The sequence below is a fragment of the Marinobacter sp. THAF197a genome, assembly GCF_009363275.1.
Classification (GTDB): Bacteria; Pseudomonadota; Gammaproteobacteria; order Pseudomonadales; family Oleiphilaceae; genus Marinobacter.
This window is the reverse complement of record NZ_CP045324.1, coordinates 2,246,695-2,263,241: the sequence shown is the minus strand read 5'-3', so window position 1 is coordinate 2,263,241 and position 16,547 is coordinate 2,246,695. Positions and strand designations below refer to the sequence as shown.

General features: G+C 55.6%; 11 protein-coding genes. 8 read left to right on the top strand and 3 right to left on the bottom strand.

Annotated features, from left to right (window positions below):
• Positions 1–14 precede the first annotated feature (14 nt).
• Complete coding sequence (locus tag FIV08_RS10455) at positions 15–833, bottom strand: hypothetical protein (protein ID WP_061332170.1); 819 nt, start codon at positions 831–833, stop codon at positions 15–17.
• A 314-nt stretch (positions 834–1,147) separates the two neighbouring features.
• Between FIV08_RS10455 and fadB the strand changes: the two genes are divergently transcribed.
• The 3 genes from fadB (at position 1,148) to topA (ending at position 7,407) form a co-directional block, all read left to right on the top strand.
• Entirely contained in the window at positions 1,148–3,295 is a 2,148-nt protein-coding gene (gene fadB / locus FIV08_RS10450; protein WP_072677183.1) for a fatty acid oxidation complex subunit alpha FadB, read from the top strand.
• A 32-nt stretch (positions 3,296–3,327) separates the two neighbouring features.
• Entirely contained in the window at positions 3,328–4,503 is a 1,176-nt protein-coding gene (gene fadA / locus FIV08_RS10445; RefSeq protein WP_058091189.1) for an acetyl-CoA C-acyltransferase FadA, read from the top strand.
• A gap of 264 nt (positions 4,504–4,767) precedes the next feature.
• A complete protein-coding gene (topA, locus tag FIV08_RS10440; protein ID WP_152438277.1) occupies positions 4,768–7,407 on the top strand; it encodes a type I DNA topoisomerase in 2,640 nt (879 codons plus the stop codon).
• Positions 7,408–7,444: 37 nt separating this feature from the next.
• Here the strand turns inward: topA and FIV08_RS10435 are convergent, their stop codons facing one another.
• Together FIV08_RS10435 and gltA are read right to left on the bottom strand one after the other, a co-directional pair.
• Positions 7,445–8,386, bottom strand: coding sequence for an NAD(P)-dependent oxidoreductase (locus FIV08_RS10435; protein ID WP_228715549.1), 942 nt, complete (start codon positions 8,384–8,386; stop codon positions 7,445–7,447).
• A 33-nt stretch (positions 8,387–8,419) separates the two neighbouring features.
• Positions 8,420–9,694 (bottom strand): citrate synthase, encoded by a 1,275-nt coding sequence (gene gltA, locus FIV08_RS10430; RefSeq protein WP_072677186.1) that lies wholly within the window; start codon positions 9,692–9,694, stop codon positions 8,420–8,422.
• A gap of 477 nt (positions 9,695–10,171) precedes the next feature.
• On the opposite strand from gltA, the gene sdhC reads away from it, so the two are divergent.
• From sdhC to FIV08_RS10405, 5 genes are all read left to right on the top strand, one after another.
• Positions 10,172–10,546, top strand: a complete 375-nt coding sequence (gene sdhC / locus FIV08_RS10425; RefSeq protein ID WP_058091197.1) for a succinate dehydrogenase, cytochrome b556 subunit — start codon at positions 10,172–10,174, stop codon at positions 10,544–10,546.
• Positions 10,540–10,884, top strand: coding sequence for a succinate dehydrogenase, hydrophobic membrane anchor protein (sdhD, locus tag FIV08_RS10420; RefSeq protein ID WP_061332176.1), 345 nt, complete (start codon positions 10,540–10,542; stop codon positions 10,882–10,884). Before sdhC ends, sdhD begins: the two co-directional genes overlap by 7 nt.
• A 3-nt stretch (positions 10,885–10,887) precedes the next feature.
• Positions 10,888–12,660 carry a succinate dehydrogenase flavoprotein subunit gene (gene sdhA / locus FIV08_RS10415; RefSeq protein ID WP_058091184.1) on the top strand — a complete coding sequence of 591 codons (1,773 nt, stop codon included), beginning with the start codon at positions 10,888–10,890 and terminating at the stop codon, positions 12,658–12,660.
• A 15-nt stretch (positions 12,661–12,675) separates the two neighbouring features.
• Positions 12,676–13,380 carry a succinate dehydrogenase iron-sulfur subunit gene (locus tag FIV08_RS10410; RefSeq protein ID WP_058091183.1) on the top strand — a complete coding sequence of 235 codons (705 nt, stop codon included), beginning with the start codon at positions 12,676–12,678 and terminating at the stop codon, positions 13,378–13,380.
• Positions 13,381–13,697: 317 nt separating this feature from the next.
• On the top strand, positions 13,698–16,535 hold the full coding sequence (locus FIV08_RS10405; protein ID WP_152438275.1) for a 2-oxoglutarate dehydrogenase E1 component: 2,838 nt from the start codon (positions 13,698–13,700) through the stop codon (positions 16,533–16,535).
• Positions 16,536–16,547: the final 12 nt, after the last annotated feature.

Below are 16,547 nucleotides of genomic sequence, written 5' to 3'. Positions count from 1 at the left end.
CGCCCGAAGACACATCAGGCGTTACTTTCGAGGATTTCGATGGTGGTGGTCAGGCTGCGAATGATCCCTTTGGAATAGCGGTCAATGACGAAGCTGACGTTGTTTTCGTTGTAGTTGATGTAGGAGCTGCGGATGAACTGCCATTTGGAGCTGACATCATCAATGGCGGCCTTGAGCTCGGCACTGGCGGAGCCGGATTGTACCCGGGCCAGCAAGCTATCAAACATCAGGGCCTGCTGGTCCAGCGATGCTTCATCTGATGCGCCCTGGAATGTCTGGGCCACGGAGGAGTGGGTGCGTGCGGAGTACCTTGCCATCATTTGCGCCATCACCACGGCCGCGGAGCGAGCTGACTCAATACGCGCGTCAGCCTGGGTACCGCTGTTCTCCTGGGCAACACCATAAAGCTCTGTAGCACGCTCGTTCATGCTTGACGCCTTGTTTGCGAGATCGGCCATCAGGCGGAGGTCAGGGTAGCCGCGATCCCGGACTTCGTTGATGTTCCCGCGCATGAGATCCTTGAACTGGTCAAAGTCCTGGTTGAGCCCTTCCACTTGCTGTGGCGACAGAACGCCACTGGTGCTGGCGATCACGGCGTTCATCGCATTATTGGAGGCATTGATGCTGCCCACGATACGATTGAGGGCTTCCGTGTCGCCGTTGGCGCTGAATGCGTAGAACGAGTCCAGAGCCAGATAGTTGTTGATGCGGAAATCGTGCAGATCTGACAGGAAGTCTGCGCCGGTGTCCTGTGCCTGGGCGCCAAACGCGGTCAGGGATAGTAGTAGCAGTGCGGCAAGCAGTGACTGAATGCGCAGGCGAGCGTCTTTCATCGGATGAGTCTCCGTAATACTGTTTTATTATTGTGGACTAAAGTCGCATCTCGAAGTTAAAGTAACTCTGCCGGCTAATCAAGTAGTTTCCGGCCCTTACAGGCTGTACTCCCTTTTTTCTTCAGGTTTCATCAAGAAACAAATTGACAAACGCGTCTTTTTTTTTCATCGTGTGTCCTCACGATTCAAACGACTGTATGAATTTTTTGGATCGAATGATCGGGCAGTGACCGAAATCTCGCTGCACAGGCAGTCGGCTCGGCGTTTCGCCAACCGGTTGTCAGCAGTTCCAAACACAGACTGGAGATCAGTTGATGATTTACGAAGGTAAAGCCATCACGGTTAAAGAGATCGAAGGCGGGATCGCTCAGTTGGACTTTGACTTGCAAGGCGAGTCAGTTAACAAGTTCAACCGTCTCACCATCGAAGAGCTGGGCGCCGCAGCTGAAGCACTCAAATCCCAGAAGAACCTCAAGGGCCTGGTAGTTACCAGCTCCAAGGACAGCTTTATTGTCGGTGCGGATATCACCGAGTTCACCGAGCTGTTTGCAGGTTCCGAGGAAGACCTCGTTGCTAACAACCTGAAGGCGAACGAAGTTTTCAACGCCATCGAAGATCTGCCGTTCCCGACGGTTACCGCTATCAACGGTATCGCTCTGGGCGGTGGTTTTGAGATGTGTCTGGCCACCGACTACCGTGTTATGGCTCCCAAGGCCAAGGTTGGTCTGCCGGAAGTGAAGCTGGGTATCTTCCCGGGCTTTGGCGGTACTGTACGTCTGTCCCGTCTGGTGGGTGTGGACAACGCCGTTGAGTGGATTGCCGGTGGTACTGAAAACCGTGCCGATGCCGCTCTGAAAGTGGGCGCTGTTGATGCCGTGGTTGAAGCAGACAAGCTGGTAGCCGCCGCTGTTGCCATTATCAGCCAGTGCAACGAAGGCAAGCTGGATAACCTGGCCCGTCGCGAAGAGAAGAAGGGCAAGATCAAGCTGAACGCCATGGAAAGCATGATGGCGTTCGAGATTTCCAAGGCGTTCGTGGCCGGCAAGGCTGGCAAAAACTACCCGGCGCCGGTGGAAGCCATCAAGACCATGCAGAAGCATGCCGGCATGACCCGCGACAAGGCGATCGAAGTGGAAGCCAAGGGCTTCGCCAAGATGGCCAAGACCAACGTTGCCGCGTGTCTGGTTGGTCTGTTCCTGAATGACCAGGCTCTGAAGAAGAAAGCTAGTGCCTGGGAAAAAGAAGCTTCTGACGTGAAACTGGCCGCTGTACTGGGTGCCGGTATCATGGGTGGCGGTGTGGCATTCCAGTCTGCGCTGAAAGGCACGCCGATCGTTATGAAAGACATCAATCAGGACGGCATCAAGCTGGGCCTGAATGAGGCCAAGAAACTGCTGTCCAAGCGCGTTGCCAAGGGCAAGATGGACGCCGGCCAAATGGGCGATGTTCTGAACAACATCACACCAACCCTGAACTACGGCGATTTCAAGAGCGTAGATCTGGTGGTTGAAGCGGTTGTTGAGAACCCGAAGGTTAAAGACGCGGTTCTGCGTGAAACTGAAGACGCGGTTCGCGAAGACACCATCCTGACCTCTAACACCTCTACGATCTCCATCAACCTTCTGGCCAAGAACCTGAAGCGTCCGGAGAACTTCTGTGGCATGCACTTCTTCAACCCGGTACACATGATGCCGCTGGTTGAGGTTATCCGTGGCGAGAAGACCAGTGACCGTGCCATCGCGACCACCGTTGCTTACGCCAAGGCCATGGGCAAGACCCCGATCGTGGTCAACGATTGCCCGGGCTTCCTGGTTAACCGTGTCCTGTTCCCGTATTTCGGTGGATTTGCCGCGCTGCTGCGTGACGGTGCTGATTTCCAGAAGATCGACAAGGTGATGGAGAAGTTCGGCTGGCCCATGGGCCCGGCTTACCTGCTCGACGTCGTGGGTATGGATACTGCCAAGCACGCCAACGAAGTGATGGCAGAGGGCTTCCCGGATCGCATGAAGGCCGACTTCAAGTCTGGCATTGACGTGATGTTCGAGAACAACCGTTACGGTCAGAAGAACGACAAAGGCTTCTACAAGTACGAAGAAGACAAGAAGGGCAAGCCGAAGAAAGTTGTCGACGAAGAAACCTACAAGCTTATTGAGCCTGTGGTTAACGGCAGCAAGGACTTCGACGAAGAAGAAATCATCGCCCGCATGATGATTCCTCTGTGCCTGGAAACCGTTCGCTGCCTGGAAGACAACATTGTTGAAGACCCGGCCGATGCAGACATGGGCCTGATCTACGGTATCGGTTTCCCTCCGTTCCGTGGTGGTGCTCTGCGCTACATCGACGACATGGGCGTCGACAAGTTCGTCGAACTGGCAGACAAGTACGCAGATCTTGGCCCGCTGTACGCGCCGACCGAGAAGCTGCGTGAAATGGCCAAGACCGGCAAGAAGTTCTTTGGCTAACCCTAACGAGATTTCCGAACGGAGAAAGATCTATGAGCCTTAATCCGAGAGACGTTGTCGTCGTCGATTGCGTGCGGACTCCGATGGGTCGTGCCAAAAACGGCTGTTTCCGCAACGTTCGCGCCGAGACTCTGTCCGCTGCGCTGATTGAAGCACTGTTTGAGCGCAACCCGAAGCTCGACCCGAAAGAAGTAGAAGATGTGATCTGGGGCTGTGTAAACCAGACCAAAGAGCAGGGCTTTAACGTGGCACGGCAGATTTCCCTGCTGACCCGTATCCCTCACGAGTCTGCTGCCCAGACCGTTAACCGTCTGTGTGGTTCCGCCATGAGCGCCATCCACACAGCTGCCCAGGCTATCCAGACTGGCAACGGTGATGTGTTCATGGTGGGTGGTGTCGAGCACATGGGCCACGTACCCATGACCGCTGGCTTTGACCACAACCCGGCTGCGTCCAAGTATACTGCCAAGGCCTCCAACATGATGGGCCTGACTGCAGAAATGCTGGCGAAAATGCACGGCATTACCCGTGAGCAACAGGATGAGTTCGGTGCCCGTTCCCATCGCCTGGCTCACGAAGCTACCGTTGAAGGCCGCTTCAAGAACGAAATCGTTCCGGTTGAAGGTCATGACGAAAATGGCTTTGTGAAGCTGATCGAAGAAGACGAGACCATTCGTCCAGAAACCACGGCTGAGTCCCTCAGCCAGCTGCGTCCGGCGTTTGATCCGAAGAACGGTACCGTGACTGCTGGTACTTCCTCGCAGCTGACCGACGGTGCCGCTGCGATGGTGCTGATGTCAGCCGAGCGCGCAGAAGCCCTGGGCCTGAAGCCGATCGCCAAGATTCGCAGCATGGCAGTTGCCGGCTGTGATCCCGCGATCATGGGCTACGGTCCGGTTCCGGCTACCAAGAAGGCGCTGAAGCGTGCTGGCCTGAAAGTCGAAGACATCGACTTCTGGGAACTGAACGAAGCCTTCGCTGGCCAATCCCTGCCGGTTCTGAAAGATCTGAAACTGCTGGGCGTAATGGAAGAGAAGGTTAACCTGAACGGCGGCGCGATTGCCCTTGGCCATCCGCTGGGCTGCTCTGGTGCCCGTATCTCCACCACACTGCTGAATGTTATGCAGGCCAAAGGCGGTAAGCTTGGTGTTTCCACCATGTGTATCGGTCTTGGCCAGGGCATTGCCACTGTGTGGGAGCGCCTCTGATCGGTTGATCCGAATCAGTAACGCTCATCAGGAGGCCCGGCTTTTGCCGGGCCTTCCTGTTTCAGGGCCTGGTGTCTGCTGCTGATATTTGAAAAAAAGGCTGACTGAAATCAAAGAATGGGTTGTCTTGCAATTCTTGACCCTGTAAAACAGTGAGCCTATACACAATGGCAGCTCTATGTTTTCCAGTTGCCTGATTTTTATGCGAGTTTGCGGTTTGTTCAGCTATTAACCGAATTATCGCCAAGGATACAGATCTCCGATATGGGTAAAAGTCTCGTTATTGTCGAGTCACCAGCGAAAGCGAAGACCATCAACAAGTACCTGGGCTCGGATTTTATCGTGAAGTCCAGTGTTGGCCACATTCGTGACCTGCCTGTCAGTGGTAGTGGCAGCCAGTCAGACCCGAAAGAACGGGCAAAGCAGGCCGCAGCCACCCGCAAGATGAGCCCGGAAGAAAAAGCCGAGCACAAGAAGCGTAAGGCACGGGAGCAGCTGGTTGCCCGCATGGGCGTAAACCTTGATGACGACTGGAGCGCCCGCTACGAGATACTGCCCGGCAAGGAAAAAGTTGTCAGCGAGCTCAAGCGACTGGCCAAATCCGCCGACCACATCTACCTCGCAACGGATTTGGATAGAGAAGGGGAGGCCATTGCCTGGCACCTTCAGGAGACCATCGGCGGCGAACCGGAAAAGTATCGCCGGGTGGTGTTCAATGAAATTACCAAGCGAGCCATTCAGGAAGCGTTCAAAGACCCTGGAAACCTCGATAACAACCGTGTAAATGCCCAGCAGGCGCGCCGGTTTCTCGATCGTGTCGTGGGTTATATGGTGTCTCCGCTGTTGTGGGCGAAGATTGCCCGGGGGTTGTCTGCCGGCCGGGTGCAGTCTGTTGCCGTTCGGTTGATTGTTGAGCGGGAGCGGGAAATCCGGAAATTCGTACCGGAAGAGTTCTGGCAGCTGCATGCGGACCTGACCGCAGATGGTTCTGCAGATCCGGTGCGGTTCGAGGTTACGCGTTACAATGACAAACCCTATCGCCCGGTAAACGAGGCTCAGAGCAAAGAGCACGTCGATCGCCTGAAATCCGGCGGCTTCAGGGTTTCGAAGCGGGAAGACAAGCCGACCCGCTCACGCCCGTCGGCGCCGTTTATTACATCCACGCTCCAGCAGGCGGCGAGCAATCGCATGGGCTTCAGTGTCAAGAAAACCATGATGCTGGCCCAGCGCCTTTATGAAGCCGGTTTCATTACCTATATGCGTACTGACTCCACCAACCTGAGTCAGGATGCGGTGACGGGCTGCCGTGAATTTATCCAGAAGCAGTTCGGAGATCGCTATTTGCCGGACAGCCCCCGCCTGTATGGCAGCAAGGAAGGCGCTCAGGAGGCCCACGAGGCGATTCGTCCTACTGACGTATCCCGTAGGCCTACGGATATAAGCGGCCTGGAAAAAGACGCTGAGAAGCTCTACGACCTGATCTGGCGTCAGTTTATTGCTTGCCAGATGGCCGATGCCGAGTTCCTGAGTACGTCCATTGTGGTCGCCAATGGCGATTATGAGCTCCGCACCCGTGGTCGTATCGTGAAGTTTGACGGCTTCCTGAAAGCTGCGCCCCAGTCTGCCAAGAAAGATGAAGATGTGGCTCTGCCCGACATTAAGGTGGACCAGTCGCTGGATCTGAAAAAGCTGGACCCAACCCAGCATTTCACCAAGCCCTCACCAAGGTATACCGAAGCCAGCCTGGTGAAAGAGCTGGAGAAACAGGGTATTGGCCGGCCTTCCACCTATGCTTCGATCATCTCTACCATCCAGGACCGTGGCTACGTTCGGCTTCAGAATCGCCGCTTCTATGCCGAGAAAATGGGTGAAATTGTTACCGAACGGCTGGCGGAGTCCTTCCCGAACCTGATGGATTACGATTTTACAGCTCGCCTTGAAGGTGAGCTGGACGAAATCGCAGAGGGTGATGTTCAGTGGAAGAAAGTGCTGAACGATTTCTACGCCAAGTTCCGCAATCAGCTCGAGAGCGCTGAGAAGTCTGATGGCGGCATGCGTGCCAACACCCCGACAGAGACCGACATATCCTGCCCGAGCTGCGGCCGTAATATGCAGATTCGCGTGGCCAGCACCGGTGTGTTCCTTGGCTGTTCCGGTTACTCATTGCCGCCCAAGGAGCGTTGCAAGACCACCATCAACCTGGTCTCTGGCGACGAAGTGGTCAGTGCCGACGAAGATGTGGAAGGCGAGGGCGAAACCCGCCTGCTGCGCAAGAAGCGCCGTTGCCCGAAGTGTGGCACTGCCATGGACAGCTACCTGATTGATGAGAAGCGCAAGCTGCACGTTTGCGGCAACAATCCGGATTGCTCTGGCTATGAAGTAGAAGAGGGCAGTTTCCGCATCAAGGGCTATGACGGGCCGACACTCGAGTGCGATAAGTGTGGCTCGGAAATGCAGCTGAAAACCGGTCGATTCGGCAAGTATTTCGGTTGCACCAACGCCGAGTGTAAGAATACTCGCAAATTACTCAAGAACGGCGAGCCGGCCCCGCCCAAAATGGACCCGGTACCCATGCCGGAGCTTCAGTGCCAGAAAGTGGATGACACTTATGTGCTCCGTGATGGTGCTTCCGGCCTGTTCCTGGCCGCCAGCAAGTTCCCGAAAAACCGGGAAACCCGTCCACCGCTGGTGATGGAAATCAAACCACACCGGAAGGAAATCGATCCGAAATACGATTACCTGATGGACGCCCCGGAGAAAGACCCCGAGGGTAACCCGACGGTGATCCGTTATAGCCGGAAGTCCAAAGAGCAGTACGTGATGTCGGAACAGGATGGCAAAGCCACCGGTTGGTCCGCCTGGTACGAAAACGGCCGCTGGGTGCCGCGGGACAAGAAGAAGTGATAGTTTAGCCACGGGCGTGAGTGTCCGTGGCTAATCATTACTTCTTGCGAAGCCGCTGAATCAGCGAAGAGGTGTCCCAGCGGTTGCCGCCCATCTCCTGCACATCTCCGTAAAACTGGTCTACCAACGCCGTTACCGGCAACCTGGAGCCGTTTTTGCGGGCTTCTTCCAGGCAGATGGCCAGGTCCTTGCGCATCCAGTCCACCGCAAAACCGTGCTCAAATTCGCCGTCAATCATGGTGCCGGAACGGTTTTCCATCTGCCATGACTGCGCCGCCCCCTTGGAAATCACGTCAACCACTTTGCGTGCATCGAGCTCTGCCTGTTCGGCAAAGTGCAGGGCTTCTGACAGGCCCTGAACCAGGCCGGCAATGGCAATCTGATTGACCATCTTCGTTTTCTGGCCGCTACCCACCGGGCCCATCAGGTTGAGTGCCCGGGCATAGCATTCGAGTATCGGTTGAACCTTCCGGAAATCTTCGTCACTGCCGCCGCACATAATGGTTAAAAGTCCGTTTTCAGCCCCTTGCTGGCCGCCGGATACCGGGGCATCAATGAAACCCTGACCCTTGGCCTGCGCGGCTTCAGCCAATGTCTCGGCAATGCCGGCAGAGGCCGTGGTGTGGTCTACCAGAATGGCGGTGGCCGGCGTATTGCTGATGATCCCCTCGGGGGCTGTGTAGACTTCTTCGAGGTCTTTGTCGGCACCAACGCAGGTCAGTACCACATCGGCATTGTTGACCGCTTCTGCAATACTGTTGCAGGCTTTTCCTGGGTACTGTTTCGCCCATTGCTGAGCCTTTGTGCCACTGCGGTTCCATACGGATACGTCGTGGCCGGCTCGGGCCAGGTGACCGGCCATCGGATAGCCCATTACGCCGAGCCCGATAAAAGCGATGGTTGCCATGGTCTGCTCCTTGTCATCGTTGGATTGGGAGAGTTTTGTATTGCCATGATACGAAAAAAGCCGCTGGGTCAGCGGCTTTTTTCATTTCCGGGCAATCCGAACTGATTACTTCTTCGGATAGTCGCGCTTTGGCGAGCCGGTATACAGCTGGCGCGGGCGGCCGATGCGGTAGTTGCCGCTGACCATCTCGTTCCAGTGGGAGAACCAGCCAATGGTACGGGACATCGCAAAGATAACGGTAAACATGGAAGTCGGAATACCGATAGCTTTCAGGATGATGCCGGAGTAGAAGTCGACGTTCGGATACAGCTGGCGCTGCACGAAGTACTCGTCTTCCAGGGCGATCTTTTCCAGGCGCTGGGCGATCTTCAGCAGTGGATCGTTCTCCAGGCCCAGTTCGCTCAGCACTTCGTGAGCGGTTTGTGCCATAACCTTGGCGCGCGGGTCGAAGTTCTTGTACACCCGGTGGCCAAAGCCCATCAGGCGGAAAGGATCATCTTTATCCTTGGCCTTGGCGATGAACGTCTCAATGTTGGACTCGTCACCGATTTCAGCCAGCATGTCCAGAACGGCCTCGTTCGCGCCACCGTGGGCGGGCCCCCAGAGTGCTGCGATACCGGAAGCGATACAGGCATAGGGGTTAGCACCGGTAGAGCCGGCCAGACGGACGGTGGAGGTAGAGGCGTTCTGCTCGTGATCGGCGTGCAGAATGAAGATCTTGTCCATCGCGTTGGCAAGAACCGGGTTCGGCTTGTACTCTTCACATGGAGTGCCAAACATCATGTGCAGGAAATTTTCAGCGTAAGAGAGATCGTTACGCGGATACATGAATGGCTGACCAACGGAATACTTGTAGCACCAGGCCGCGATGGTTGGCATCTTGGCAATCAGGCGATGAGCTGTTACTTCACGCTGTTTGGGATCGGTTACGTCCATCTGGTCGTGGTAGAACGCAGACAGGGCGCCAACAACGCCACACATGATAGCCATCGGATGCGCGTCACGGCGGAAGCCGTTGAAGAAGTTGCGCATCTGGTCGTGCAGCATGGTGTGGTTTTTGATGGTGTCGTGGAAGCGCTTGTTTTCGTCTTCGCTGGGCAGCTCGCCGTTCAGGAGCAGGTAGCACACTTCAAGGAAGTCAGACTGCTCGGCCAGCTGGTCAATCGGGTAACCGCGGTGCAGCAACACACCTTTAGCGCCATCAATGTAGGTGATGGCGGATTCGCAGGCTGCAGTGGATACAAAACCCGGATCGTAGGTAAAAACGCCTTCCTGGACTAGGCCGCGTACGTCGATAACGTCAGGGCCGACGGTGCCGGAATAAACCGGTAGCTCAATGGACTTATCTCCCACCGAGAGCGTGGCTTTCCTGTCGGTCATGGTGCTCTCCTGTTTGATTAGCTGTAACAGCTTTTCTGCATATGTAGATGCGCCAGAAAGCGCGTATTATCGCAAAACTGGCGGCAAAATATAGGGCGTCAGCCTTTTTTGTCAATGCACAAGTCTCGAAAAGCGGCAATTTAAATTTCGCGTGTAAATGAGGGATATCCGGAATAACGGTGCCAAACGGGTGAAATTGAATTTGTCAATAATGCTTATAGAGGGTGTGGGGCGCCTGTGGCCAAGGCTTTGGGCGTTGTTGCAAGTTTGTAATTACCGGGGTGTCTCCTTATAATCCGTAGCCCGGAATCGGGGATGAACCTCAATGCACGCTTCAGCATAGCAAGCTACCGGGTTACCATCCGCCCTCCTGAACCAATCGGTTATCGGTCTCGTATCGATCCTCCGATCCCAACATACCAACCATCCGCAGCCGGTTTTCGGTCCTGCGGAACCAAGAGAGAGTGTGAGAGCGCTGTGAATAGCAAACGACCAGTAAATCTCGATCTCGGCAAGTTCCATTTCCCGCTGCCTGCCATCACGTCGATCCTGCATCGTATCAGCGGCATCATCATTTTTGTTGGTGTTGCCTTCCTGTTGTACGGCCTGGATCTCTCCCTGTCCGGAGAAGATGGTTTCGCCCGGGTGAGCGAACTGCTGGACAGCTTCCTGGCGAAGCTGATTATCTGGGGCATCCTGTCTGCTCTGTTGTACCACCTGGTTGCGGGCATTAAGCACCTGCTGATGGATATGGGTATTGCAGAAGAGCTTGAGAGCGGTCGCCTCGCCGCGAAGATCACTGTTGTGGTTTCCATTGTTCTCATCATTCTGGCAGGAGTCTGGGTATGGTAAGCAGCGTAACTAACCTCGGCCGCAGTGGCGTTTTTGATTGGCTGATCCAGCGTGTCACTGCCTACGTACTGGCTATTTACACAGTGTTTCTGCTGGGCTTCATGGTGATGACAGACATCAACTACGAAACCTGGAGCGCGCTGTTCGACCAGACCTGGTTCCGTATTTTTACCCTGTTGGCACTGCTTTCCCTGGGTGCCCATGCATGGGTTGGTCTCTGGACTGTGACGACTGATTATCTCAAATCCATGGCGCCCCGTTTCCTTGTTCAGGCGCTGTGCGGTCTGACCATGTTTGTGTACCTGATCTGGGGCATTCAGATTCTTTGGGGGCTTTAATCGATGGCTAACATCAAGACCATGTCTTACGACGCGATTGTTATCGGTGGCGGCGGTGCCGGTATGCGAGCCGCCCTGCAGTTGACCGAGACTGGCGTCAAAACTGCGTGTATCACAAAAGTATTTCCGACCCGTTCGCACACCGTGTCCGCCCAGGGCGGTATTACCTGTGCGATCGCAAGTGCCGATCCCAACGATGACTGGCGTTGGCACATGTACGATACCGTCAAGGGTTCCGACTATATCGGTGACCAGGACGCCATCGAATACATGTGTTCTGTGGGCCCCCAGGCAGTATTCGAACTGGAGCACATGGGTCTCCCGTTCTCCCGCACCGAGCAGGGCCGTATCTACCAGCGCCCGTTCGGCGGGCAGTCCAAGGGTCCGGATAACCCCACCCAGGCCGCTCGTACCTGTGCTGCTGCGGACCGTACCGGTCACGCCTTGCTGCACACCCTTTATCAGGCCAACCTGAAGGGCGGTACCACCTTCCTTAATGAGTGGTATGCGGTTGATCTGGTCAAGAACAGCAAGGATGAAGTGGTTGGTGTTGTAGCCATCGAGATCGAAACCGGTGAAGTGGCGTACATCAAATCCAAGGCCACTGTCCTTGCCACCGGCGGTGCTGGTCGTATTTATGCCTCCACCACCAATGCGATGATCAATACCGGTGACGGTATTGGCATGGCGCTGCGAGCCGGCTTCCCGGTGCAGGATATGGAAATGTGGCAGTTCCACCCGACCGGTATCCACGGCGCTGGCACACTGGTTACTGAAGGTTGTCGGGGTGAGGGTGGTTACCTGATCAACTCCGAGGGTGAGCGCTTCATGGAGCGTTATGCTCCGAACGCCAAAGACCTCGCTGGCCGTGATGTGGTTGCACGCTCCATGGTTCTGGAAATCCTGGAAGGCCGTGGTTGTGGTCCCGAGAAGGATCACGTATTGCTGAAGCTGGATCACCTGGGCGAAGAAACCCTGAACCTGCGCCTCCCGGGCATTTGTGAGCTGTCCCGTACCTTTGCGCACGTTGATCCGGTGAAAGAGCCGATCCCGGTCGTTCCGACCTGTCACTACATGATGGGTGGTGTTCCCACCAACGTAGGTGGTCAGGCACTGACTCAAGATGAAAACGGCAACGATAAACCGATTCCCGGCCTGTTTGCCTGCGGTGAGGCTGCCTGTGTATCGGTACACGGCGCCAACCGTCTGGGTGGTAACTCTCTGCTGGATCTGGTGGTCTTCGGTCGTGCGGCTGGCCTGCACATTGAAGAGCAGCTGCGCGGCGGTTTCGAGGTTGATGGTGCCAGCGAGGAAGATATCAAACGCGCCATGGCCCGTCTGGAGCGTCTGGATAGTGCTTCCGAAGGCGAAGATGTGGCCAAGGTCCGTAAGGATCTGCAGAACTGCATGCAGCTCTACTTCGGCGTGTTCCGCGATGGCGACAGCATGGAGAAGGGTATCAAGCTGCTGGAGGAAATCGGCGAGCGTGTACGCAAAACCAAGTTGGCCGATACCAGCAAGGCATTCAACACCGCGCGTATTGAAGCGCTCGAGCTGGATAACCTGTACGAAGTTGCATACGCCACCGCCAAGTCTGCGATCGAGCGTAAGGAAAGTCGCGGTGCCCACGCCCGTAACGACTTCACTGAGCGTGACGACGAGAACTGGCTCAAGCACTCCATGTACTTCCCGCTGGACAAGCGTGTTGGCAAGCGTGACGTGAACTTTGCACCGAAAACGGTTCCGACTTTCCAGCCGAAAGTCCGGACCTACTAAGGGGGTATCCTGAAAATGTTGGTAAGCCTGTATCGCTACAATCCGGAAACCGATAATGCCCCTTACATGCAGGATGTAGAGGTTGAGATTCCGGAAGGTAAAGACCTGATGGTCCTTGATGTTCTGAATCTGGTGAAGGAGAGGGATCCTTCCATGAGCTATCGCCGTTCCTGTCGGGAAGGTGTCTGTGGCTCTGATGGTATGAACATGAATGGCAAGAACGGCCTGGCTTGTATCACTCCGGTGTCGGATGTGGTCAAGAACAACAAGCTGGTTCTGCGCCCGCTGCCTGGTTTGCCGGTGATCCGGGACCTGGTGGTCGACATGAGCCTGTTCTACAAGCAGTATGAAAAGGTGATGCCGTACCTGGTGAATGACACCCCGGCACCCGCCATTGAGCGCCTGCAGTCTCCGGAAGATCGTGAGAAGCTGGACGGCCTGTACGAGTGTATTCTCTGTGCCTGCTGTTCCACGTCCTGCCCGTCGTTCTGGTGGAATCCGGACAAATTCATCGGCCCGGCTGGCCTGCTGCAGGCCTATCGCTTCCTTGCGGATAGCCGTGATACCGCACAGGCGGAGCGTCTGGCCAATCTGGATGACCCGTTCAGCGTCTTCCGCTGTCGGGGTATCATGAACTGTGTCAGTGTATGTCCGAAAGGCCTGAACCCCACGAAGGCAATTGGCCACATTCGGAACCTGTTGCTGCAGCGCGCTACCTGAGCGCAAATTCTGTAGCACCAGCTATACTGGTGTTTCGGCACCAGTTTAGTACCCCGAAGGCCTCGCATTACGCGGGGCCTTCAACCAAAGGCTTATAGTCAAAGGTCTTAATGGAGTGCAAACTTAGGCCCGCTGCTTCGGTTGACTTATCCAGGATGCCGGGCAGTGTTGCCGAGTATAAAAAATCACTGGGGACGGAAAACATCCTTGCTGGGTGTGGTGGCCAAAGTCATGCCGTAATAACCCGTATTGACTGTGAATTACCCCTGGCCGACCATACCGGCTCCCCCGCACCAGCCCAAGGTGAGCTATTCAAAATGCACGAAAGCATCATGGAGCAGTTATGGCAGACTTCCCACCTGCAAGGTGGCAATCTGGCCTATGTTGAACAGCTTTTTGAAACCTACCTGACAGACCCCAACGCCGTTCCTGAAGAGTGGCGAAGCTACTTCGACAAGCTTCCCAGTGTTGATGGCTATCATGGCCGCGACATTGTCCACTCAACCATCCGCGAACAGTTTGAGCATATCTCCCGCAATCAGCGTTTCCTGGCCAGCAGTGGCGTACCCGCCAGTGCCACCTCAGATGCCGATAAAAAGCAGATTCGTGTTCTTCAGCTGATCAATGCGTTCCGTTTCCGCGGACATCAGGAATCCAAGCTTGACCCTCTGGGTGTCTGGCAGCGTGAGTCTGTTGAAGATCTCGAGCCGTCTTTCCACGAGTTGGGCGAGTCGGATCTTGATCTGGAATTCCAGACCGGTTCACTGAACTTCGGTTCCGAAACGATGAAGCTCGGCGACATCGTGCAGGGCCTGCGCCAGACTTATTGCGAAAGCATCGGTGCTGAGTACATGCACGTGGTAGATACTCGCATCAAGCGTTGGTTTCAGCAGCGTATGGAGCCTGTGCGCTCGCGCCCTGAGTACGAAGCTCAGACCCGCAAGCATATCCTGGAGCGTCTGACAGCTGCCGAGGGCCTGGAAAAGTACCTTGGCTCCCGCTATCCGGGTGTAAAACGCTTTGGTCTGGAAGGTGGCGAGAGCCTGATTCCATGTCTGGATGAACTGATTCAGCGAGCAGGCTCATACGGCGCCAAGGAAATTGTTCTGGGGATGGCCCACCGTGGCCGCCTCAACGTGCTGGTTAATACTCTCGGCAAAAACCCGAAAGAATTGTTTGATGAATTTGAGGGCAAGAAGCTCGCAGATTCAGGCTCCGGTGATGTGAAATATCACCAGGGTTTCTCTTCCAACGTGATGACACCCGGTGGCGAAGTCCATCTGGCCATGGCGTTTAACCCGTCGCACCTGGAAATTGTATCTCCTGTGGTGGTGGGCTCTGTACGCGCCCGTCAGGATCGCCGTGGCGATACCGACGGCAGCAAGGTTGTGCCAATTGTCATGCACGGTGACGCAGCGTTTGCGGGTCAGGGTGTTGTGATGGAAACCTTCCAGATGTCCCAGACCCGGGGCTTCGGCGTGGGTGGTACCATTCACATCGTGATCAACAACCAGGTTGGTTTTACCACTAGCCGGCAGGAAGATGCGCGTTCGACTGAATACTGCACAGACGTCGCCAAAATGGTTCAGGCGCCGATTCTGCATGTAAACGCAGACGATCCTGAAGCGGTGATGTTTGTTACCCAGATGGCCATGGATTACCGCAACGAATTCAAGCGGGATGTGGTCATTGATCTGGTGTGCTACCGCCGCCGCGGTCACAACGAAGCCGATGAGCCGGCGGCTACCCAGCCGCTCATGTATGAAAAGATCCGCAAGCTCAAGACCACCCGCAATCTGTACGCAGACCAGTTGGTTGAAGCTGGCGTGATTACTGAAGAAGAAGCCAAGCAGATGGAGACCGACTACCGCGACGCGCTCGATAAGGGCGATCACGTGGTCAAATCGCTGGTCAAAGAGCCCAACAAAGAGCTGTATGTGGATTGGGCTCCGTACCTTGGTCATGAGTGGACTGCCAAGTGCAAGACCAGTGTGGCTCTGAAGACCATCCAGAAGCTGGGCAAGAAGATTACCGAGGTGCCTGAAGGCTTCAGCATTCAGCGTCAGGTTTCCAAGATCGTCAATGACCGCGAAAAGATGACGGCCGGCGCACTCTCACTGAACTGGGGCTACGGTGAGATGATGGCTTATGCCACCTTGCTGAATGAAGGTCACCCGATCCGCCTGACCGGTCAGGACGTGGGGCGGGGCACTTTCTCCCACCGCCACGCTGTTCTGCATAACCAGAAAGACGGGTCTACCCATATTTCCCTGCAGAACCTGAAAGACGAACAGCCCAAGTTCGATATCTATGACTCGCTGCTTTCCGAAGAAGCGGTTATGGCATTCGAATATGGCTATTCCACCACCACGCCGGACGCACTGATTGTCTGGGAGGCCCAGTTCGGTGATTTTGCCAACGGCGCCCAGGTGGTTATTGATCAGTTCCTGACCAGCGGGGAGCACAAGTGGGGCCGTTTGTGTGGCCTGACGCTGCTGCTGCCCCATGGTTATGAAGGCCAGGGACCGGAGCACAGTTCAGCCCGTCTGGAGCGCTTCCTGCAGTTGTGTGCGGAGCACAACATCCAGGTGTGCGTGCCCACTACGCCATCCCAGGTATTCCACATGCTTCGTCGGCAGGTCAAGCGCCCGCTGCGTAAGCCGCTTGTGGCTATTACCCCCAAGAGTCTGTTGCGTCATAAAGAAGCCATTTCCGGCCTCGATGATCTGACCTCCGGTACCTTCCAGACCGTTCTGCCCGAGAAGGAGCCCTCTGATCCCAAGAAGGTGTCCCGACTGATTATGTGCAGCGGCAAGGTCTATTATGACCTTCTGGAGAAGAAAAAGGCGGATGAACGAGACGACGTCGCCATTGTCCGGATTGAGCAGCTGTACCCGTTCCCCGGTGATGATCTGGACGAGCTCCTGGCCCAGTACCCCAAGCTCAAGCATGTGGTGTGGTGTCAGGAAGAGCCGATGAACCAGGGTGCCTGGTACTGCAGTCAGCATCATATGCGTAACGCGCTGCAGCGCCTGAACCCCAAGTTATACCTTCAGTATGCCGGTCGTGAGGCTTCTGCTGCTCCTGCCTGTGGACACATGTCTGTTCACATCGAAGAGCAAAAGAAACTGGTTAACGACGCGTTTGAAATCTGACGAGCTACCGAA